Below are 20,857 nucleotides of genomic sequence, written 5' to 3' on the forward strand. Positions count from 1 at the left end.
GCCGACCCGGCGTCTACTCCGCGGCGGGCTTCTCCGCGGCGGTCGGCTCGACCGCGGCGATCGCCGCGTCCTCCGCCTCGTCGTCCTCGCGGACGAGCGGCTTCTCGCGGTGGCGTGCGGCGTAGATCTCGCTCGACATCGACTCGCGCGGGCGGCGCAGGAACAGCAGCGACGCGCTGAAGCCGAACACGGCGGCGACGAGCGCGGCGATCCATGGGGTGACCCCGGCGATCAGGAGGACGGCGAGCGGCACGGCGAAGAGGAGGACTCGAATCGCCGTGTACCAGATCCAGACGGGCACGGATTTCACCCTGACAGTGTAGGCGGGGTCTCTGGGGGCGGCTCCCAGCCAGCAGTGACCCTGCGAGCCTAGACTGGCACCATGGCCCGGCTGCTCTTCGGACTCGGCGTCGCCGTCGTGATCTTCACGGTCTACGCGGTCGTCGACTGCGCACTGCTCGACCGGCTGCGCATCCGAGGGTTGAAGCGCGGCTGGTGGATCGTCGTGATCCTCTTCGTCCCCGTCATCGGCGGCCTGCTCTGGTTCTTCGTCGGCCGCGGCGGCTCGCTCAACCGCCCCGCCGGTCGCAACCGCACCGTCGCCCCCGACGACGACACCGAGTTCCTGCGACGCCTGGGCGACGACGCCGTGCAGGCCGATCGCATCCGCCGGCTCGAAGAGGAGCTCGCCGAGCTCGACGGCGAGACGGATGCCTCGGCCGGCGGCCCCGGCGCGGGCCGCAAGGCCGAGCCCGGCAAGCGACCCGACAACCCCGACGCCCCCGGCGAGACCGGGCCGTCTCCCCGCCCGAATGCCTGAGCCGGTGCCGACGGCGCCCAACGGCCCGGCGGTGCCGAGCGCGCCGACTTCGCCGAACGGTCGGCCGGCCCCGTCGTCCGCGTTCGCGGTCGCCCTGCTCGAGGAGTTCGTGCGCGCCGGCGTGCTCGACGTCGTCGTCGCGCCCGGTTCGCGCTCGCAGGCGATCGCCCTCGCCGCGGCGGAGTTCGAGAAGCAGGGTCTCGTGCGCCTCCACGTGCGCCTCGACGAGCGCGGTGCGGGCTTCCTCGCCCTGGGGCTCGCGGTCGAGTCGGGCCGACCGGCGGTCGTCGTGACGACCTCGGGCACGGCCGTCGCGAACCTGCACCCGGCGGTGCTCGAAGCGCACCACTCGGGTGTGCCCCTCGTGCTCCTCACCGCCGATCGCCCGGCGGAGCTCCGTGGCATCCGCTCGAACCAGACCACCATGCAGCCCGGCATCTTCGCGGGCGCCGTGCGCCTCGAACGCGACGTCACCGCACCCGAGGGCGCCGAGGGCGAGCCGGCCGCCGCGGCGGGGCTCGCCCGTGAGGTGGTCGCGGCCGCCCTCGGTCGCGACGCCGACGGCGCCCTTGTCGCCCACCCCGGCCCCGGGCCGGTGCACCTCAACCTGCAGCTGCGCGAGCCGTTGTCGTCGCCGGTCGACGTGTCGATGCCCGACCGCGACGCCGTCGCCCGCTCACGCACCGAGAGCGCCGAGCACGCCGCGAGCGCCGAGCGCACCGAGCACGCCGAGACGATGACCGCGACCGTCGCCGCCACGACCTCCGGCGCCCTGATCGCCCGCGGACCGCGCACCCTCGTCGTCGCCGGGGCCGGCGCCGGAGCCGAGGCCGAGGCGTTCGCCCGCGACGGCGACTGGCCGCTCGCGGCCGAGGTCACGAGCGGCGCCCACTTCGGGCCCAACCTCGTCGTCGCCTACCGCGAGCTGCTGCGCGAGCCCGACTTCGGCGATGCGGTCGAGCGGGTCGTGGTGTTCGGGCATCCGACCCTCTCGCGCGAAGTGCCGGCGCTCGTGCAGCGCGACGACGTCGAGACGATCGTCGTCGCCCCCTCGGGCATCGAGTGGTTCAACCCCGGCCGGCGGGTGCGCCGCTTCGAGCGGGCCGTGCACGCCGAGCCCGTCACCCCGGCCGCGCCGCAGACCGCCGAGGAGCGCGCCTGGGTGCGCCGCTGGGTGCACGCGAGCCGCATCATCGTCGAATCGGGCCTGCCGCCCGCCGCGCCCGCCGTCGCCGAGGGCATCGACGAGACCGGGCACGTCGGCGACCTCGAGCTGCACCGCGAGTTCATGCGCGCACAGCTCGCGGCCGCCCGCGCGCCGATCACGCGCCGCATGCTCGTCGACGCCATCTGGGGAGCCACGTGGCCCCACGACCGGCTGGTGTTCGGGGCATCCCGCCTCATTCGCGACGCCGACCGCGCCGTGCCCGGCCGACGCATCGCCGCGCACGCGAACCGCGGCCTCGCCGGCATCGACGGCACGGTCGCCACCGCGCTCGGCATCGCGATCGCCAGCCAGACGGATGCCCCTGCGCTCGCGCGACCCGTCGACCCCGCCGAGGCCGGGCCGGGTGAGACGCCCGCCGACGCGGTGCCGAGCGAGGCGTTCGCCGCGCTCGCCGCCCCCACCGGTGCCGATTTCGCGACCGAGCTCGCGCACGCCGAGGCCGTCGAGCGGGCCGTCGCGGCGCGCCCGGCGTCGGCGGTCGCCTCCGCCGGCGTGACCCGCGCGCTCATCGGCGACCTGACCCTGCTGCACGACGTCGGCTCGCTGCTGCTCGGCGAGGGCGAGACCCGGCCGCGGTTGCTCGTCATCGTCGGCAACGACGGCGGCGGCACCATCTTCGACGCGCTCGAGGTCGCCGCTACCGCCCCGGCCGACGCCTTCGACCGGGTGCAGTTCACCCCGCAGCACGTCGACCTCGCCGCGCTCGCCGCGGCGTACGGCTGGGCGTACTCGCGGGCGACGACCCGCGGCGAGCTCGACGAGGCGCTCGGCACGCGCATCGACGGCCCGACGATCCTCGAGGTGCCGCTGCCGCGCTGACCCGGGTGGTCCAGGCCACCCCTTGGGGGTGTCCTTCCCGGGCGTTACGTCACTGAGTCGCGGGTGGCATCAGCGATGTCGGGGGTGACTCAGTGACGTCGGCGCGCGGCGCGAGGCCCTGCCGGGCGCCTCCGGGCGAGTCGCGCGGCGCGAGGCCCTGCCGGGCGCCTCCGGGCGAGGCGCGCGGCGCGAGGCCTTGCCCGGGCGCACTCGGGCTCGGCAGGATGTGAGGAGCACCGCGGCGCCGCGCCGCCGCAGAGGGGGAACACCACATGAGTCGCGAATCGTTCTGGACCGCCGATCCCTCCGAGCTCCTCCGCGTCGGCGACGGGTTCAAGCTGGCCGAGGTCGACCCCGCGTCGCACCCGGGCTTCGACGGCGAGAAGCGCGACGCCAAGGCGGCGCTCGCCGAAGGCGCCGACATCCTCGCCGAGCTGCAGGAGCAGCTCTTCGCGGGCAGCCGCATGGGCGGGGACAAGCGGCGCGTCCTGCTCGTGCTGCAGGCGATGGACACCGCGGGCAAGGGCGGCATCGTGAAGCACGTGATGGGCGCGGTCGACCCGCAGGGCGTGCAGCTCGCGGCGTTCAAGAAGCCCACGGAGGAGGAGCTCGGCCACGACTTCCTCTGGCGCATCAGCAAGGAGACGCCCGGCCCCGGCATGATCGGCGTCTTCGACCGCTCGCACTACGAAGACGTGCTGATCGGGCGCGTGCGCGAGCTCGCCCCGCCCGAGGAGATCGAGCGGCGCTACGACGCGATCAACGAGTTCGAGCGCGGGCTCGTCGCGAGCGGCACCACGATCATCAAGGTCATGCTGCACGTCTCGCCCGAGGAGCAGCGGGAGCGCCTGCAGGAACGGCTCGACCGGCCCGACAAGCACTGGAAGTTCAACCCGGGCGACATCGACGAGCGACTGCTCGCGCCCGCGTACGGCCAGGCGTACCAGCTCGTGTTCGAGCGCACGACGACGGCGGATGCCCCGTGGTTCGTCGTGCCCGCCGACCACAAGTGGTACGCGCGGCTCGCGGTGCAGCACCTGCTCATCGACGCCCTCGAGGCGATGGAGCTCAGCTGGCCGCTGGCCGACTACGACGTGGCCGAGCAGCGGGCGCGCCTCGCCGCCAGCTGAGCGGCTCGACCCGCCGGCTCGGGCACGAGGCTTAGGCTTGAGAGGTGAGTCAGACGCACGCCCCGGCGCGCCTCGTCGTCAGGACGGTGGCCGTCGATGAGACCGAACCGCTGATTCCGCGCACCGACCCGCGTCACCCGCTCGTCTGGATGCGCCGCGGCGAGGGCATCGTCGGACTCGGCGAGGTGCTGCGCATCGAGTCGTCGGGACCGTCGCGCATCGACGACGCCGCCTCGGCGTGGACCTCGATCGCCGCCGGCGCCGACATCGACGACCGCGTCGGACTGCCCGGCACCGGGCTCGTCGCGTTCGGCGCGTTCGCGTTCGCCGACGAGTCCGAGGCGACGAGCGTGCTCATCGTGCCCGAGCTCGTGATCGGCCGCCGCGACGGCCGGGCCTGGGTGACGCGCATCGGCTTCGAGACCCCCGCCGAGGTGACCATTCCCGAGCCGGCGCCGAAGCGGCAGGTGCCGCGGGTGGCGTTCGCGCCGGGCTCGCTGCCGCCCGAGGCCTACGAGTCGGCCGTCGCCGAGGCGGTGCGCCGCATCGATGCGGGCGAGTTCGAGAAGGCCGTGCTCGCCCGGCAGCTCGTCGGCACGCTGAGCGACGACGCGGGCCTGCGGGCGACCATCAACCGCCTCGCCGAGGACTACCCCGACACGTGGGTGTTCGCCGTCGACGGGCTCATCGGCGCGAGCCCCGAGACGCTCGTGCGGGTCGACCACGGCACCGTCTCGGCGCGCGTGCTGGCCGGCACGGCGCCGCGGGGCGCGGGCGAGGCTTCCGACCGCGATCACGCCGCCGCCCTCGCGGCGAGCGAGAAGAACCTCGCCGAGCACGCGCTCGCCGTGGCGAGCGCCGTGCAGCGGCTCGAGCCGCACACGACCCGGCTCGACACGAGCCCCGAGCCGTTCACGCTGCAGCTGCCGAACCTGTGGCACCTCGCGACCGACCTCAAGGGCACCCTCGGCGACGGCTCGAACTCGCTCGACCTCGTCAAGGCCGTGCACCCGACGGCGGCCGTCGCGGGCACGCCGCGCAAGGTCGCGCTGCGCGCGATCCTCGAGCTCGAGGGCTTCGACCGCGGGCGCTACGCCGGCCCCGTCGGGTGGGTCGACGGCGACGGCGACGGCGAGTGGGCGATCGCGCTGCGCTGCGCGCAGGTCGACCCCGACGGCACCGTCACCGCATATGCCGGGTGCGGCATCGTGCACGACTCGGTGCCGGCCGACGAGCTCGCCGAGACCGACATGAAGTTCCGTCCGATCGTCGAGGCGTTCGGCGGGTAGGCGCCCTCCGGGCGGCTCGTACCCAGCCGGCCGGCGGGGGAGCCCCGGTAGAATCGGAGGATGACCCGCGCAGACCTCGGCAAGGACCCCCGCGAGGTGTCGGCGATGTTCGATCGCGTCGCCGCCGCGTACGACCGCACCAACAACGTGCTCTCGGTCGGCAACGCCCCGCTGTGGCGCGTCGCGACCACGCGCGCGGTCGACCCGAAGCCGGGCGAGCGCATCCTCGACGTCGCCGCCGGCACCGGCACCTCGAGCGCGAGCCTCGCGAAGTCGGGCGCCTCGGTCGTCGCCGCCGACTTCTCGCCCGGCATGATCGAGGTCGGTCGCCGCAGGCAGGCGCACGTGCCCAACCTGGTCTTCGTCGAGGCCGACGCCACGAAGCTCCCCTTCGACGACGACTCCTTCGACGCCGTCACCATCTCGTTCGGCCTGCGCAACGTGAACGAGCCCAAGCAGGCCATCGCCGAGTTCTTCCGCGTGACGAAGCCCGGCGGCCGGCTCGTGATCTGCGAGTTCTCGACCCCGCCGACGCCGTTCGTGCAGTTCGGCTACGGCGTGTACCAGCGCTACGTGATGCCGCCGCTCGTGAAGCTCTCGAGCTCGAACGACACGGCCTACGAGTACCTCAACGAGTCGATCAACGCGTGGCCGAAGCAGCCCGAGCTCGCCGCGTGGATCCGCGAGGCCGGCTACGCCGACGTCGCGTGGCGCAACCTCACGATGGGCGTCGTCGCGCTGCACCGCGGGCGCAAGCCGCTCGCCGCCTCGCCGGTCGAGTAGGCCCGACCGCCGACAGGGCGAACCACGCGACATCCGTTCGCCGTCGCTGACACGGGCGCGCATGCGCGCACGGGTAGGCTGGGAGACGTGAATCCGAGCCACCCGGTCGCCCGTCGCGGCTCCGCGCTCGCCGCCAACCTGGGTCTGAGCGAGCGCGTCTTCGCGTCCGCGGCAGACAAGGCGATGGCGCGGGCGATCGACGCCGGCATCGAACGCGTCGAGTCCGGCCTCGTCCGCGAGGTGCAGTTCGCCGACTCCATCGCCGACGTCTCGACGCGCTACCTGCTCGAGGCCGGGGGCAAGCGGGTGCGCCCGATGCTGACGCTGCTCACCGCGCAGCTCGGCGCGGGCGCGACCGACGACGTGATCACCGCCGCAGAGGCCATCGAGATCACGCACCTCGGCTCGCTGTACCACGACGACGTCATGGACGACTCCGACCGTCGCCGTGGGGTGCCCGCCGCGCACGCGGTGTGGGGCAACTCGGTCGCCATCCTCACGGGCGACCTGCTCTTCGCGCGCGCGAGCCAGCTCATGGCGAGCCTCGGCGAGCGGGCGATCCGCATGCAGGCCGACACCTTCGAGCGCCTCGTGCTCGGCCAGCTGCACGAGACGGTCGGCCCGACCGACGCCGACGACCCGATCGAGCACTACATCCAGGTGCTCGCCGACAAGACCGGCTCGCTCATCGCGGCGGCCGCGCAGTCGGGCGTCGTGTTCTCGGGCGCCGACCCCGCCTACGAGGCGCCCATCGTCGAGTTCGGCGAGAAGATCGGCGTCGCGTTCCAGCTCATCGACGACGTGATCGACCTGTCGCCCCAGCCCGAAGAGACGGGCAAGGTGCCCGGCACCGACCTGCGTGCGGGCGTCGTCACGCTGCCGCTCCTGCGTCTCGCCGAGCTGGCGAAGACCGACGAGGCATCCGCCGACCTGCTCGCGCGCATCGAGCGCGACGTGATCACCGTGTCGGCGGCGACCGCCGACCTCGGCGACCCGCTCGACACGAACACGCTCGCCTCGCGCATCGTGCCGTCGCGCGCGACGGTCGACGCGATCGTGGCCGAGTTGCGCGAGCACGAGGCCACGAAGGCGACGCTCGCCGAGGCGCACCGCTGGGCCGCCGAGGCGGTCGCGGCGCTCGCCCCGCTGCCCGAAGGAAGTGTGAAGAAGGCGCTCACGCGTTTCGCCGAGACGATCGTCGAGCGGCAGAGCTGACGGCGGCGCCGACCGCGCCCGCCGTCTCCGAGTTTCGAATGCGAGGAGAGTTGTGACGAGGAACAAGCTGCGACTGGCGATCGTCGGGGCGGGCCCCGCCGGAATCTACGCCGCCGACATCCTGCTGAAGGCCGAGCGCAACTTCGACGTGTCGATCGACCTGTTCGACCACCTCCCCGCGCCCTACGGCCTCGTGCGCTACGGCGTCGCCCCCGATCACCCGCGCATCAAGGGCATCATCACGGCGCTCCGCGAGGTGCTCGACCGCGGCGACATCCGCATCTTCGGCAACGTGCGCTTCGGCGACGACATCACGCTCGACGACCTGAAGAAGCACTACAACGCGGTCATCTTCGCGACCGGCGCGGTGAAGGATGCCTCGCTGAACATCCCGGGCATCGAGCTCGAGGGCTCGTACGGGGCCGCCGAGTTCGTGAGCTGGTTCGACGGGCACCCCGACTTCCCGCGCACGTGGCCGCTCGAGGCCAAGGAGGTCGCGGTCATCGGCAACGGCAATGTCGCGCTGGATGTCTCGCGCATCCTCGCGAAGCACGTCGAAGACCTCATGCCGACCGAGATCCCCGCGAACGTCGCGGCCGGCCTCGCGGCCTCGCCCGTGACCGACGTGCACGTGTTCGGCCGTCGCGGCCCGACCTCGGTGAAGTTCACGCCGCTCGAGCTGCGCGAGCTCGGCGAGCTGCGCGACGTCGACATGATCGTCTACGACGAGGACTTCGACTACGACGACGCGGCCCGCGCGGCCGTGTCGGGCAACAAGCAGGTCTTCGTCATCGACAAGGTGCTGAACCAGTGGCGGCAGCGCGAGGTCGGCCAGGCATCGCGCCGGCTGCACCTGCACTTCTTCGCGAAGCCGCTCGAGATCGTCGATGACGGCAACGCGCACGTGGGCGGCATCCGCTGGGAGCGCACCGAGTCCGACGGCGCCGGCGGGGTCGTCGGCACCGGCGAGATCCGCGAGCTGCCGATCCAGGCCGTGTACCGCGCGGTCGGGTACTTCGGTTCGCCGCTGCCCGGCATCCCCTTCGACAAGAAGTTCGGCGTGATCCCGAACCACGAGGGCCAGGTGCTCATGCGCGACAAGGAGACGGGCGAGGCTCGCCAGATGTACGGCGTCTACGCGACCGGCTGGATCAAGCGGGGCCCGGTCGGCCTCATCGGCCACACCAAGTCGGATGCGATGGAGACGATCAAGCACGTCATCAACGACCTCGGCAACTGGTGGCGCCCCGAGTCGCCGTCGGAGGAGTCGGTCGTCGAGCTGCTCGAGTCGCGCGGCATCCGCTGGACCGACCTCGACGGCTGGCACCGCCTCGACGGGCACGAGCAGGAGCTCGGCCGGGCCGAGGGGCGTGTGCGCATCAAGGTCGTGCCCCGCGACGAGATGGTCGACATCTCGCGCGGCGAGGTCGCGTAGGGGCGTACGCCGCTCACCCGAATGACCTCGGGTGATCACCCGACCGTGCGGTCCAGTGGGCCGAACGCGCCGCTACCTGATCACGGCCGTCGTGGCGGCGGTGCGGGTCACTGTCGGATAGCCGGTCTTCGCTCCGGTGACTCTCACGGTGATGGGCTTGCCGCGCTGCGCGGAGGTGAGTCTGAGGGTGGAGGCCGTTGCGCCGCTGATCGCCGTGCCGTTCGCATACCACTGGTACGTGAACGTCGTGCTGGTCGTCCAGGTGCCGCGGACCGCGGTGAGGGTGTATCCGACCGCCCTGGTACCGGTGATCGTCGGTACTGCGGTCAGGGCGACTCTGAGGGTCGCAGCGGACGTGCGGGCGACGGTGGCGTGGCCCGAGACTGCGCCGGTCACCTTCAGGGTGATCGTCTTGTCGCGTTCAGCGGAGGTGAGCACGTAGGTCGACCCGGTCGCACCGGCGATCGCGACGCCGTTCGCGTACCACTGGTACGTGAAGGTGGTGCCGGCGGTCCAGGTGCCAGGTGAGGCGGTGAGCTTCGCTCCGACGTACGGGGTCCCGGTGATCCTGGGTACCGGAGCGAGCGCCACCTTGGGCGTCGCCGCGGAGCTGCGGACCGTCGTCGGATACCCGGCGGCGCTCCCGACTACGGCGACGCTGATCGATTGACCGACGAGCGCCGAGGGGATCGTGAAGGTCGACGTCGTTGCACCGGGAATGCCGAATCCGTTCGCGCGCCAGTGGTAGGTGAGTGTCGTGCCGGGCGTCCACGGTCCCGGAACGGCGGTCAGCTTCGCCCCGGCATAGGCGGTGCCGGAGATCTGCGGCGTCGAGCCGATGGCGACGTTCGGCGTGGTGGCCGACATGGCCGAGAACGAGTCGTAGCCGGCCTGGCTGCCGGTCACCATCACACTGAGCGACTTGCCTGCGATCGTGCTCGGCACCTTCCAGCTCGACGACGTCGCGCCGGGCACGGCGCTTCCATCGGCGTACCACTGATAGGTGAACACGGTCGATGGGCTCCAGGCGCCCGGAACCGCCGTCAGCGTTCGGTCGACCCATGCGGTGCCGTCGACCAGGCCGCCGATCGTCGGCTTCGCCCACTGCATCACCCGGGCCGTCTCCGCCGACGTTCGAGCCGACGCCAGGTGGCCGCTGAGGAAGCCCGTCGTGCGCACCGAGATGGACTTGCCGGCCATGCCCGCGTGCAGCGTGAGCGTTTCTGCGGTCGACCCGATGAGTTCGGCGCCGTCGGCGAGCCACTGGTGGCTGAACTTCGTGCCGATCGGCCATCCGTCAGTCGTGACCGAGAGTTTGGAGCCGACGACGGCCGAGCCGGAGATCGTCGGCATCGCCGACGGAGTCGATGGGATCGGGTTGAGCTCGGCTTCGAGATCGAATCGCTCGCCGCTGCCGAGCACGATGGGCGTGGCGCTGGCGAAGTCGGGCTGGTCCTTCCAGAACTCCCGGCGCAGGGGGTGCGGGCCCATGATCGCGAGCGCGTACGTGCCGGGCTCGAGGTACGTGATCTCGAACGCGCCGTCGACGCCGGTCCTGATCGTGCCGAGGATGGGCGCGGGCCCTCGGATCTGCAACGGGTAGAGGTTGATCTCTGCGTCCGCGATGAGGTTGCCGTCGGCGTCGCGAACGGTGCCGAAGATCGCGGCGGGCTTGTCGAGTTCGGCGTCGATGCCGTGCTTGACCTCGCCCGGCGCGAGATTCAGGTGATTCGTCGGCAGGCCGAGTCCCTGTGGGACGTCGTCCCAGGACTCTGGAATGACGGAGTTCCGCGATGCGCCGAAGCTGAAACCGTAGTCGACGAGGGGAGCGAGGGTGAGCGTGTACGAGCCCGTGGCGTCGGTGCGAGCGTAGGTGAACAGGTTCTGGTGCCCCCACGCGATGTCGATCCTGCTCACGACGGCCACGCCCGCGGTGACGAAGGCATCCTCGAGCGGTCCGTCGATCGTCGTGACCCGACCGGTGATGGTCGCGGCCGGTATCCTCGCGATGTCGATTCCGGCGACCGACTGCCCGGCGTCGACGTGGATCACGCTCGCCGAGCTGGGCATCGTCGCTCCGCCGTACCAGGTTGCGGCCTCGGACGGCCTGCCTTCGGGCTCGGAGCGGGGATCGTCGGCGGGGGCGAGTGCGTAATAGTCGCCGGGCGGGAGTTCGGAGACGACGTACGCCCCGTCGTCGAGCGATTCCGCGACGACGCCGACGAGCTCGAGCGTCTCGTCCGCGGAGAGCCGATAGATCTTCGGCACCTGTCCATGCGCGGGCTCGCCGGTCGAGTGCGTCACGACCCCGGAGATCGTGCCGTCGGCGATCGGCTCGGATGCTGGGGAAGTCGACTCCGCAGCCCTGGGATCCGCCCCGGTTGCGGCCTGTGCGGTCATCGGAAGGATGAAGACCAGGAGCGCCGTGACCGCGATGCTGACGATCGCTGTGAACGTGTTCGTCGCTGCGCGCGAGGTCGCCATCGAAGCCTCTCCACCTACACATCGAGCGACGGCGGAAGTGCCGTCACCCTCCCATAGAGATAGCAGCTTCGATGCGGGATCGACAGTCTGCCCTGCATGATCGTGATCGTCGCGGCGGGAGAGCGAGGCGGCCTGTGCACGGCGCCGCCGCCGTTCGCCTCGTCGGCGCTACGCTGCTCAGCATGCCGATGCTCGCACCGCTGACCGCGCTCACGCTCGCGGCGGTCGGCTTCGTGCTCGGATGGTGGCCGCTGGCCGCGTGGTCGGCGCATTCGATCAACGGCGAGCGGATGCCACGGCGCGCCACCCTGCGCCTCGCCGCCGCCGTGACGACCGCGGCGACCTTCGGCCTGCTCGGGCTGCGCTTCGGCCTCGACTGGCTGCTGCCTGCGCTGCTCGCGTTCGCCGCCTGCGCGACGGTGCTCTCGATCGTCGACCTCGTCGAGAAGCGGCTGCCGAACGCGGTGGTGTTCCCCGCCCTCGCCGCAGTCGCGGTGCTGCTGGTGCCGGCGACCTGGATCGCGGGGGAGTGGATGCGACTCGTCTGGGCCCTCGCCGGCGCCGCGGCGATGTTCGCCGTCTACTTCGTGCTCGCCCTCATCTCGCCGTCGTCGATGGGCATGGGCGACGTGAAGCTCGCCCTCGTGATCGGGCTGCTCGCCGGATGGTTCGGGCTGTCACCCTGGCTCGTCGCCCTGCTCGCCGCGTTCGTGATCGGCGGGCTCGCGTCGCTCGTCGCGCTCGCGCTCAAACGGGTGACGTTGCGGGGGTCGATCCCGTTCGGGCCGTCGATGCTCGCGGGCGCACTCGTGGCGGTGATGTTGGCGGGGCCGGTGGGCTGAGTCCCGCGTGCCTTCGGGGGAATCTCAGTGCGCTTGCCGGAATGCGAAGCTGACCGAGTCGCCCCGGTCGAGCAGTGAACGCGCACGTTCGGGGTACATGTGTACCCCGAACACAGGGTACGTATGTACCCCAATCATGTACCCCGAAAAACCCCCAAACTGGGGGGCAGGGTACGGACTCTTGCGCGGAAATCAGCCGATCCGCGCCAATCGTTGCGTTCCAGGCCGGATGCCTCCCCCAAAGTGGGGCATAGGTGACCTAGAACACGGTGGATACCTTCATGTCACCGCATGTACCCACATGCGGCACCAGCCATCCTTCGGGGTGGTGAAGTGTCCCTACCTACCCGAAGGATTCACCATGCTCAAGGCATTCACGCGAGCACGTGCGCACCTCGAGAGCCTGCGCTCCGAGGAAGAGGGTGCGACCGCCGTCGAGTACGGCCTCATCGTCGCCCTCATCGCCGTCGTGATCATCGCGGCCGTCACCCTCGTCGGCACCAACCTCGACGCGATCTTCGACGCGATCGCCGCGGCGCTCGGCGGCACCGGTGGCGGTGGCGGTGGCGCCGGCACCTGAGTCGCTGCTACAAAACAGTCGGCTTGGCCGCCGACTTCACGCTGGGGGACCGTCGATCGCGACGGTTCCCCAGCGGTACACGTTTCAGAGGTGAGAAGTGAACGAGCGCAAGCGTCGCAACGAGCGAGGAGCAGCGGCCGTCGAGTTCGCGCTCGTACTGCCGCTGCTGCTCCTCGTGCTGCTCGGCATCTTCGAGTTCGGCCGGCTCTTCAACATCCAGCTCGTTGTCTCGAACGCCGCCCGCGAGGCAGCTCGTGTGATGGCGATCGAGGATGACCCCGGCACAGCCAAGAGCGCCGGCGTCGCGGCGACGGCGGGTGTCCTGAACCCCTCGCTGTCGACTGCCGACGTCGCGATCGACCTCACCTCGTGCGAGGACAACCCGGGTGATCCGGTGACGGCCACCGTCAGCTACAGCACCTCGTTCATCGTTCCGGGATTCTGGGATCTGGTGACGGGCGACGACTTCGTGATCACGGGAACGGGGCAGATGATATGCGGCGGTTGATTCGGAAGCTGCGTCGTGAGCGCGGCGCCTCGGCCGTGCTCGTCGCGGTCATGCTCGTTCCGCTCATCGGAGCGGGCGCGATCGCCGTCGACGTCGGCGCGCTCGTCTCCGAGCGTGCTCAGTTGCAGAACGGTGTCGACGCTGCGGCGATGGCGCTCGCCGCAGCCTGCGCGAAGGACGAGACGACCTGCGCCAGCGGTGCGACGACGGAAGCGCAGGCGTATGTCGACGGCAACGCCACGCTGCCGTACGACCCCACCGCGAACGCCCCGAGCATCGACACCGCGGGAAACGTCGTGACCGTCACGGCCGACGCCGATGTCGAGCACTACCTCGCCAGCGTGATCGACGGGCCCGGCTCTGAGACGGTCTGGGCCTCGGGTTCCGCCGAGTGGGGGACCCCTGTCGCGGGAAACACGCTGCCCCTCGCGATCGGTGCCTGCGAGTTCGAGGAATTTCCGCCGATCGACCCCGATGCGACGCCCACCAAGGTGCTCATCGAGTACAACACCGAAGCGCGGCGAGGATGCGACCCGACCTTCTCGCCGGGGGGATTCGGCTGGCTCGATGCCGTCGACTGCGCCGCCGATATCGACCTCACGGCCGGGTCCATCTGGCACAAGGCCGACCGTGGCAACAACATGAGCAAGAGCGGCTGCGACGTCGGCAGTGGCGACCCCGAGACCGACCTCGCGCTGCGCCTCGACAGCACCGTGCTCATCCCGATCTACGACTCGTTCAAGAAGGTCAACACGTCGTGCTCCGAGGTCGACGACTCTCGCGGAGGCATCATCTGCTTCCACATCGAGAAGTTCGCCGCGTTCGTCCTCACCGGGTTCAAGTTGAGCGGTCCGAGCACCTATGTGGATGCCACCGCTCCACGTTGCACAGGAAGCTGCCGCGGTCTCCAGGGCTACTTCGTGAAGTACGTCTCGGTCGACGAGGCCTTCGAGCTCGGCGACGGCGACGGTGAAGGGCTCAGCGTCGTTCGAATGATCATCACCCCCGACGAGCTCGCAGGCCTGCTTGACTGACCCCGTCCGCCCTACCGAAAGCACGCAGCCATGAAGACCCGAATCATCGGGGCGATCGTCGCCCTCATCCTCGCGATCGTCGGCGCGTTCGCCCTCGTCATCTACGTTCGTGGCGCCGACGTGCGGGCGGCGCAGGGTGCCGAGCTCCAGAACGTCTACGTCGTGCAGGAGACGATTCCGAAGGGCACCGCGGGTGAGGTCGTCGGTGACTTCGCCAAGCTCGACACTGTTCCCGCGCGCAATCTCGTCGAGGGCGCGGTCACCGACCTCTCGGTGCTCGACGGACTCGTCGCGGATGCCGATCTGCTTCCCGGCGAGCAACTTGCCGAGGCGCGTTTCATCGACCCGCTCGAGCTCGCTGCTCGCGGCGAGGTGCCGGTGCCCGACGGCATGCAGGAGGTCACCATCACGGTGCCCGCGGATCGGATGGTCGGCGGCGCAGTGCAGCCTGGAAGCACCGTCGGCGTCGTCTACACGACGAGCACGGAGTCGGAGTTCGCCAACGAGGACAAGGCGATCACGCAGTTCATCTTCCACCGCATGCTGGTCACGAGGATCGTCGCGGGCGCCGACGTCGCGGTCAACGACGACGAGGACGAGAGCAACTCGCCGCAGATGGTCAACACGTTCCTCGTCACGATCGCGGCGACGACGCCGCAGGTCGAGAAGCTCGTCTACGGCGCGGAACAGCAGCTGGACGGAAACGGCGGCATCTGGCTGACGCTCGAGCCCGAGACTGCAGACCAGGGTGGCTCGACGCCCCGCTCCGGCGAGAACATCTTCGGGTGATCCCCGTGGCTACGCCGCCCTTCCTGCTGGTCAGCCGCTCGGCCGAGTACGAGACCCGACTCCGGTCGGTGCTCGGAGAGCGGCTGAGCGTGGTGCCAGGGGAGTTTCTGACCTTCGGCCCGGAAGCGGTCGTGACCCGCGTGCCCGAGCGACCGCGGATCGCGCTGCTCGGCCCGGTACTCAACTACGAGGAGACGAAGGGGCTCGTCGAGGCGCTCACCGCGAAGCATCCCTCGCTCGGCCTGATCGTCGTTCGCGAGCAGCGTTCCGACCTCGAAGACTGGGTCGACGAGCTCGCACTGCACGCGGTGCTGAACCCCGATGCGACCGACGAGACGACCCTCGCACTCCTCGATCGCCTGGCAGCCTGGCTCGTTGCGAACGGCCACGCGGAGGCGCACGACTTCGACGCACCGCCCGCGCTCGAGATCGATGACATGCCATTCATCGGTTTGGAGCCCGCCGACCTCGACCTGATCGCGGATGAACCCGCCACCGAAGCGGAGGAGCTCGTCGAGCCCGAGCCCGAGCCCGAGCCGGCGGCACCGGAGTGGGAGTTCCCGCCGATCGAGGCCGGAGTGCCGACGGAGGCGATCGCGGTCGTCGCTCCGAAGGGCGGCCAGGGCAAGACGACCATCGCGATCAACCTCGCGACAGGCCTCGCCGAGATCGCGCCGAACTCCGTGGTGCTCGTCGACGCCGACCTGCAGTTCGGCGACATCACCGCGGCGCTCGCACTCGAGCCCGAGCGCACCATCGTCGATGCGGTCGCCGACACCGCGGCCGACGAGCTCGTGCTGAAGACCACGCTCACCCACCACGACGACGGGTTCTTCGTCGTCGCGAGCGCGCCGTCGCCCGAGCTCGGCGACCAGGTCGCGCCGGCGGCGCTCGCCGAGCTGATCGACCGACTCCGCGCGACGTTCCGCTACGTCATCATCGACACGACGCCCGGCCTCGGCGAGCACACCCTCATCACCCTCGAGCACGTCACCGACGCCGTCTTCGTCACGAACATGGGCGTGCCGAGCCTGCGTGCGACTCGCACCGAGTTCGAGCTGCTCACCAAGATCGGGCTGATGCCCGGCAACCGGCACGTCGTGGTGAACCAGACCGACAAGAACAGCGGGCTCACCATCAAGGACGTCGAGAACATCATCGGCGCTCCGGTCGACATCGAGGTGCCCAAGTCGTCGGCGGTGCTGTTCGCGTCGAACAAGGGCGTGCCGCTCATCCACGACGACGTGCGCGACCCGGCGGCGAAGGCGATCCGTTCGATCGTGCTCCGCATCGCACCCGAGGCGTTCCCCAAGCGCAGCAAGATCCAGAGAAGGCGGCGTACCAATGAACCTGAATGAGCGTCTGAACGCGCTCCGCGCTGAGCGCGAGGCCGCCGATCCCTTTGCGCCGAGCGTCCCTCGCGTCCCAGCCGAGCCCGAGCCCGCTGAGAGTGCTGAGAACAGGCCCCCGGCAGTTGAGCCGGCCGAGCGGGCTGTCGATGACGGGCAGCAGCCGCTGTTCAAGTCGCCCGCTACGCCGAAGACGCCCCAGACGCGACCCGTGGGCTCGGTCGACCCGCTCGCCGCGGTCAAGGAGAAGGCCGCCGAGGAGCTCTTCGGGCGCATCGGCTCCCGACTCAACGACCCGGCGATGACGGAAGAGCAGCTGCACGTGCTCGCGCGTGCCGAGCTCGCCGAGATCGTGGCGGGCGAACAGCTCGCGCTCTCGACGGCCGAGCGCAATCGCCTCATCGACGACATCGGCGCTGATGTGCTCGGGTACGGCCCGCTCGAGCCGCTGTTGGCCGACCCGAGCGTGAGCGAGATCATGGTCAACCGCTTCGACCGGCTGTACGTGGAGCGGAACGGCCGCCTGCAGGAGACCCCGCACCGATTCACCGGAGAGCCGCAGCTGCGTCGCGTCATCGAGCGCATCGTCGCACGGGTCGGCCGCCGCATCGACGAGTCGTCGCCGCTCGTCGATGCGCGCCTCGACGACGGATCCCGCGTGAACGCGATCATCCCGCCGCTCGCGGTCGACGGGGCGTCGCTGACAATCCGAAAGTTCGCAGGCACGCCGTACACCGTCAACGACCTGATCGGGTTCGGCAGCCTCACGCGAGAGGTCGCCACCGTGCTCGATGCCGCGGTGCGCGCGAAGCTCAACATCCTGGTGTCGGGCGGTACCGGCACCGGAAAGACGACGCTGCTCAACGTACTCTCCGCCTTCATCCCCGGTGACGAGCGCATCATCACCATCGAGGACGCGGTCGAGCTGCAGCTCCAGCAGGAGCACGTCGTGCGCCTCGAGTCCCGCCCGCCGAACATCGAGGGGCGCGGCGAGATCACGATCCGCGACCTCGTGCGCAACTCGCTGCGCATGCGCCCCGACCGCATCGTCGTCGGCGAGGTCCGCGGTGCCGAATCGCTCGACATGCTGCAGGCGATGAACACCGGTCACGAGGGGTCGATCTCGACGCTGCACGCCAACTCGCCGCGCGATGCGATCTCGCGCATGGAGACGCTCGTGCTGATGGCGGGCATGGAACTGCCGCTCCGCGCGATCCGCGAGCAGATCTCGTCGGCCATCGACATCATCGTGCAGATCTCGCGCCACAAGGACGGCGTGCGGCGCATCACGAGCGTCACCGAGGTGCACGGCATGGAGGGCGAGGTGATCACCCTGCAGGACGCGTTCAGCTTCGACTACTCGGCTGGCTTCGACGAGGACGGCCGACTGAAGGGGCGTATCGAGGCGACCGGTGTGCGGCCGCGCTTCGCCGAACGCATCGCCGATCATGGAATTTCGCTCCCGATGTCGCTCTTCCAGGTCGTGCCCCGCGAGATGCTCGGAGAGATCCGATGAGCCCGGTGCTCTTCGTGGTCGGGGTGGCGATCTGCCTCCTCGCGTTGGTCGTGCTGGTGCTCTTCGTCATCGCCCCGCAGGCACCGCGGGTGTCGCGCGACCGTCGACTCGCACCCGGCGAGCAACACGTGTCCACGCTGACGAAGCTCACCGACCGCACGACTGCGGCGATCGAGTCCGCGACGGCGAATCGATCGGGTGGCATGTTCAGCCCCGAGGCGCTCGAACTGGCCGGGGTGAAGACCGATCGTTCGGGATTCCTCGTCCTCGTCGTCTCGGCGACCAGCGTGATGACGCTCGTCGGGGTACTGCTCGGCATCGCCAACGGCACCTGGTTCATCCTCGCGATCCTGTTCGGGGCGGCGACGCCGTTCCTCGCGAAGCTCGTGCTTGTCATCAGGACCTCGCAGCGGCAGTCGAAGTTCGCCGACCAGGTCGACGACACCGTGCAGATGATGGCCGGTGGGCTTCGAGCCGGGCATGGGCTCAACCGGACGATCGGCGCCGTCGCGGCCGAGGCCGAGGAGCCGACGAGCGAGGAGCTCGCGCGGGTCGTCAACGAGACCCGCCTTGGTCGGAACTTGGCCGAAGCCCTCACCAACACCGCGCACCGCATGAAGAGTGCCGACTTCGAGTGGGTGGCGCAGGCGATTGCGATCAACCAGGAGACGGGCGGCAACCTCGCCGAGGTGCTCGACCAGGTGGGCCGCACCATCCGAGAGCGCAACCAGATCAGGCGCCATGTGAAGGCGCTCAGCGCTGAGGGCCGGCTCTCGGCCATCGTCCTCGTGGGCCTCCCCATCGGCGTGTTCCTGTTCCTGCTGATCACGCAGCCGAACTATCTGTCGGTGTTCTTCACGAGCGTCTACGGGATCATCGCGTTGATCATCGCCGGGATCCTCCTGATCGTCGGCACCATCTGGATCTCGTTCACGGTGAAGGTGAAGTTCTGATGCTGAGCTGGGTGATGCTGGGCGTCGCACTCCTCACCGCGATCGCGTTCGGGGTCTTCGTGTTCCTGCTCTTCCCGGCGCGCAAGCCCAAGGCGGAGGCGGCCGCCGACGGACCGGTCGAAGAGCCGGTGCAGCGCGGCACCATCGGAGCCTCGCTCGTCGCCGCGGCACCGCGCGGGTACATCGGTTGGATCGAGAAGCAGATCCTCTTCGCCGGCCGACCGACCGGCTGGACCCTCAGCGGCATCATCACGTGGAAGCTCGTGCTCGGCACCGTCGGAGCGGTGTTCGGCATCCTGTTCACGATCTCGGGCGGCGTCCAGCCGATCAAGATCCTGCTCGCGGTGTTCGCGACGATCCTGCTCTTCTTCCTCCCCGACGTGCTGATCAACAGCCGTGCGCACGATCGCCAGGAAGCGATCAGGAACACCCTGCCCGACACGCTCGACCAGATGACGATCGCGGTGGAGGCGGGCCTCGGGTTCGATGCCGCGATGGCGAAGGCGGCGCGGAATGGCCACGGCCCGCTCGCCGAGGAGCTGATCCGCGTGCTGCAGGACATGTCGATCGGCCGAACCCGTCGTGACGCGTTCCTCGAGCTCGAAGCCCGCACGAACTCGCCCGACCTCCGGAGATTCGTGCGCGCCGTCGTCCAGGCCGACGCGTACGGCATCGCGCTCGGCGACGTGCTGCGCGTGCAAGCCGGTGAGATGCGATTGAAGCGCCGTCAGCGCGCCGAGGAACAGGCCCAGAAGGTGACGGTCAAGATCCTGTTCCCGCTGGTGTTCTGCCTGCTCCCGGTGCTCATGATCGTCGTGATGACGCCCGGTGTGATCGGCATCATCAACGCGTTCACCGTGCAGTCGCCCTGACTCCGGAAACGCTGGGCCGACCTGACGCCGCGCTTCGGAAGCTCGGCCTGAAGAGGAACAGCGGATAGAGCGCGACGCACGTGATCGTGAAGGCGATGAGGGCGGCGGTCTCGCCGACCATCAGCACGACGATCGAGAAGTGCAGACCCAGCCCGAGGATCACGGCCAGCCGACGACTCGACCGGAACCACAGCCCGATCGCGAGGATGAGCTCGACGGCGATCGTGAGCACCGCGGCGATGAAGTAGGCCTGCCAAGGGAGGTCGATCCACACCCAGAGCGACAGCGGCGCACCCGAGATGAATGTGAAATTCATCTTGCTGATCGCCGAGAACAAGTAGAGCACCGACAGCTGACTCATCATCAGCAGTTGCGGCCACCAGGGGATCGATCCACGATCGGGCCGCGGGCGAACCGACCATGCCGTCTCCGACCGGGCGAACACGAGGTAAACCATGAGCAGCGTGGCGAACCAGCGATGACTGCTGTAGGCCTGCTGATCGGCGAGCAGGGTGGCGGCGCCGAGCAGTGCGGTGACCGTCGCAGCGGGTGCCGTCATCCAGCCGGCCGTTACGGCGAGCCCAGCGGCGATCCCGATGATCAGCCCGGCGATGAGCCAGGGCAACGGTACGACGGGGGCATCGGCGAAGACGGGCACAGCCAGGCGTCCGCTCGCGATGCGCTCGAGGATCCAGAAGGCCTCGATCGCATTCAGCACCGCAACGATGCCCAGCCCGATGCGTGTCACCGCGACGGGTCTCGGATCGCTGCGAATCTCGGTCAGTCGCATTCGACACCCCGTTCCCGCCCGGACTGCGCGACACGCACCTCGACCGCGGTCGGTTCATGCGCGCAGACCGCCTCGGGCAGCCCCCTCGTCCAATCGATGTCGGGGCGATGCTTCGCGACCACGTCGTCGAAATCGGTGAATGCGTGTTCGTCTCCCTGGGCGTCGAACCACGTCACCGTGGCGGCACCGAGACCCGAATACATCTGGAACCCGTACTGCCGGGGTGGCGGCTGCAAGGCGAGCACGAGCGGGACGGCAACCTGAAGCGCGATGACGATGACGACGGCGACCGCCCCGGCAAGGCTCGATCGCGCGTGCGCGGCGCTCGGCGCACCGGCCGTCGGCGTGGGCCGCGGATCGACCGACTCGGGCAGGGCATTCACGGAACCACGCTATTGGCCGATGGCGCACGAACCAATGC

20 protein-coding genes are annotated in these 20,857 nt (G+C 70.1%); 16 read left to right on the forward strand and 4 right to left on the reverse strand.

The window, feature by feature from the left end:
* Positions 1 to 13 precede the first annotated feature (13 nt).
* On the reverse strand, positions 14 to 310 hold the full coding sequence (locus tag ACFVTH_RS09695) for a DUF4229 domain-containing protein (protein WP_387089780.1): 297 nt from the start codon (positions 308 to 310) through the stop codon (positions 14 to 16).
* Positions 311 to 382: 72 nt separating this feature from the next.
* On the opposite strand from ACFVTH_RS09695, the gene ACFVTH_RS09700 reads away from it, so the two are divergent.
* The 7 genes from ACFVTH_RS09700 (at position 383) to ACFVTH_RS09730 (ending at position 8,719) form a co-directional block, all read left to right on the forward strand.
* Positions 383 to 820, forward strand: a complete 438-nt coding sequence (locus tag ACFVTH_RS09700) for a PLD nuclease N-terminal domain-containing protein (protein ID WP_387089783.1) — start codon at positions 383 to 385, stop codon at positions 818 to 820.
* A gap of 4 nt (positions 821 to 824) precedes the next feature.
* Positions 825 to 2,867 (forward strand): 2-succinyl-5-enolpyruvyl-6-hydroxy-3-cyclohexene-1-carboxylic-acid synthase, encoded by a 2,043-nt coding sequence (menD, locus tag ACFVTH_RS09705; protein WP_387089786.1) that lies wholly within the window; start codon positions 825 to 827, stop codon positions 2,865 to 2,867.
* Positions 2,868 to 3,139: 272 nt separating this feature from the next.
* Positions 3,140 to 3,997 carry a polyphosphate kinase 2 family protein gene (locus ACFVTH_RS09710; protein WP_387089789.1) on the forward strand — a complete coding sequence of 286 codons (858 nt, stop codon included), beginning with the start codon at positions 3,140 to 3,142 and terminating at the stop codon, positions 3,995 to 3,997.
* 44 nt (positions 3,998 to 4,041) lie between these two features.
* Positions 4,042 to 5,286 carry an isochorismate synthase MenF gene (locus tag ACFVTH_RS09715; protein WP_387089791.1) on the forward strand — a complete coding sequence of 415 codons (1,245 nt, stop codon included), beginning with the start codon at positions 4,042 to 4,044 and terminating at the stop codon, positions 5,284 to 5,286.
* A gap of 60 nt (positions 5,287 to 5,346) precedes the next feature.
* Positions 5,347 to 6,069, forward strand: coding sequence for a class I SAM-dependent methyltransferase (locus ACFVTH_RS09720; RefSeq protein WP_387089794.1), 723 nt, complete (start codon positions 5,347 to 5,349; stop codon positions 6,067 to 6,069).
* An 87-nt stretch (positions 6,070 to 6,156) separates the two neighbouring features.
* Positions 6,157 to 7,284 carry a polyprenyl synthetase family protein gene (locus ACFVTH_RS09725; protein ID WP_387089798.1) on the forward strand — a complete coding sequence of 376 codons (1,128 nt, stop codon included), beginning with the start codon at positions 6,157 to 6,159 and terminating at the stop codon, positions 7,282 to 7,284.
* Between the two features lie 52 nt (positions 7,285 to 7,336).
* Positions 7,337 to 8,719: an FAD-dependent oxidoreductase gene (locus ACFVTH_RS09730; RefSeq protein ID WP_387089801.1), complete on the forward strand. Its 1,383-nt coding sequence runs from the start codon at positions 7,337 to 7,339 to the stop codon at positions 8,717 to 8,719.
* Positions 8,720 to 8,791: 72 nt separating this feature from the next.
* Here the strand turns inward: ACFVTH_RS09730 and ACFVTH_RS09735 are convergent, their stop codons facing one another.
* The gene (locus tag ACFVTH_RS09735) at positions 8,792 to 11,203 is read right to left on the reverse strand and encodes a hypothetical protein (protein WP_387089804.1); all 2,412 of its coding nucleotides are present in this window, start codon (positions 11,201 to 11,203) and stop codon (positions 8,792 to 8,794) included.
* Positions 11,204 to 11,385: 182 nt separating this feature from the next.
* Here ACFVTH_RS09735 and ACFVTH_RS09740 point away from each other — a divergent pair, with 182 nt between their 5' ends.
* The 9 genes from ACFVTH_RS09740 (at position 11,386) to ACFVTH_RS09780 (ending at position 19,646) form a co-directional block, all read left to right on the forward strand.
* Entirely contained in the window at positions 11,386 to 12,045 is a 660-nt protein-coding gene (locus tag ACFVTH_RS09740) for a prepilin peptidase (RefSeq protein WP_387089806.1), read from the forward strand.
* Between the two features lie 361 nt (positions 12,046 to 12,406).
* Complete coding sequence (locus tag ACFVTH_RS09745) at positions 12,407 to 12,625, forward strand: Flp family type IVb pilin (RefSeq protein ID WP_387089809.1); 219 nt, start codon at positions 12,407 to 12,409, stop codon at positions 12,623 to 12,625.
* 97 nt (positions 12,626 to 12,722) lie between these two features.
* On the forward strand, positions 12,723 to 13,133 hold the full coding sequence (locus ACFVTH_RS09750) for a TadE/TadG family type IV pilus assembly protein (RefSeq protein ID WP_387089812.1): 411 nt from the start codon (positions 12,723 to 12,725) through the stop codon (positions 13,131 to 13,133).
* Positions 13,130 to 14,167, forward strand: a complete 1,038-nt coding sequence (locus ACFVTH_RS09755; RefSeq protein WP_387089815.1) for a pilus assembly protein TadG-related protein — start codon at positions 13,130 to 13,132, stop codon at positions 14,165 to 14,167. Before ACFVTH_RS09750 ends, ACFVTH_RS09755 begins: the two co-directional genes overlap by 4 nt.
* 30 nt (positions 14,168 to 14,197) lie before the next feature.
* Positions 14,198 to 14,956 (forward strand): Flp pilus assembly protein CpaB, encoded by a 759-nt coding sequence (locus ACFVTH_RS09760; protein ID WP_387089818.1) that lies wholly within the window; start codon positions 14,198 to 14,200, stop codon positions 14,954 to 14,956.
* Positions 14,953 to 16,314 carry a CpaE family protein gene (locus tag ACFVTH_RS09765; RefSeq protein WP_387089821.1) on the forward strand — a complete coding sequence of 454 codons (1,362 nt, stop codon included), beginning with the start codon at positions 14,953 to 14,955 and terminating at the stop codon, positions 16,312 to 16,314. The genes ACFVTH_RS09760 and ACFVTH_RS09765 overlap by 4 nt, the downstream gene beginning before the upstream one ends.
* Positions 16,301 to 17,821, forward strand: a complete 1,521-nt coding sequence (locus ACFVTH_RS09770) for an ATPase, T2SS/T4P/T4SS family (RefSeq protein WP_387089824.1) — start codon at positions 16,301 to 16,303, stop codon at positions 17,819 to 17,821. Before ACFVTH_RS09765 ends, ACFVTH_RS09770 begins: the two co-directional genes overlap by 14 nt.
* Positions 17,818 to 18,774, forward strand: coding sequence for a type II secretion system F family protein (locus tag ACFVTH_RS09775; RefSeq protein ID WP_387089826.1), 957 nt, complete (start codon positions 17,818 to 17,820; stop codon positions 18,772 to 18,774). The genes ACFVTH_RS09770 and ACFVTH_RS09775 overlap by 4 nt, the downstream gene beginning before the upstream one ends.
* A complete protein-coding gene (locus tag ACFVTH_RS09780) occupies positions 18,774 to 19,646 on the forward strand; it encodes a type II secretion system F family protein (RefSeq protein ID WP_387089829.1) in 873 nt (290 codons plus the stop codon). Before ACFVTH_RS09775 ends, ACFVTH_RS09780 begins: the two co-directional genes overlap by 1 nt.
* On the opposite strand, the gene ACFVTH_RS09785 is transcribed toward ACFVTH_RS09780, so the two are convergent.
* Together ACFVTH_RS09785 and ACFVTH_RS09790 are read right to left on the reverse strand one after the other, a co-directional pair.
* Complete coding sequence (locus tag ACFVTH_RS09785) at positions 19,627 to 20,436, reverse strand: HTTM domain-containing protein (RefSeq protein WP_387089830.1); 810 nt, start codon at positions 20,434 to 20,436, stop codon at positions 19,627 to 19,629. The two genes, ACFVTH_RS09780 and ACFVTH_RS09785, sit on opposite strands and share 20 nt — an antisense overlap.
* Positions 20,427 to 20,819, reverse strand: a complete 393-nt coding sequence (locus tag ACFVTH_RS09790; protein WP_387089833.1) for a hypothetical protein — start codon at positions 20,817 to 20,819, stop codon at positions 20,427 to 20,429. The genes ACFVTH_RS09785 and ACFVTH_RS09790 overlap by 10 nt, the downstream gene beginning before the upstream one ends.
* Positions 20,820 to 20,857: the final 38 nt, after the last annotated feature.

Origin of the sequence: Agromyces sp. NPDC058104 (assembly GCF_042884835.1) — a bacterium.
GTDB lineage: Bacteria > Actinomycetota > Actinomycetes > Actinomycetales > Microbacteriaceae > Agromyces.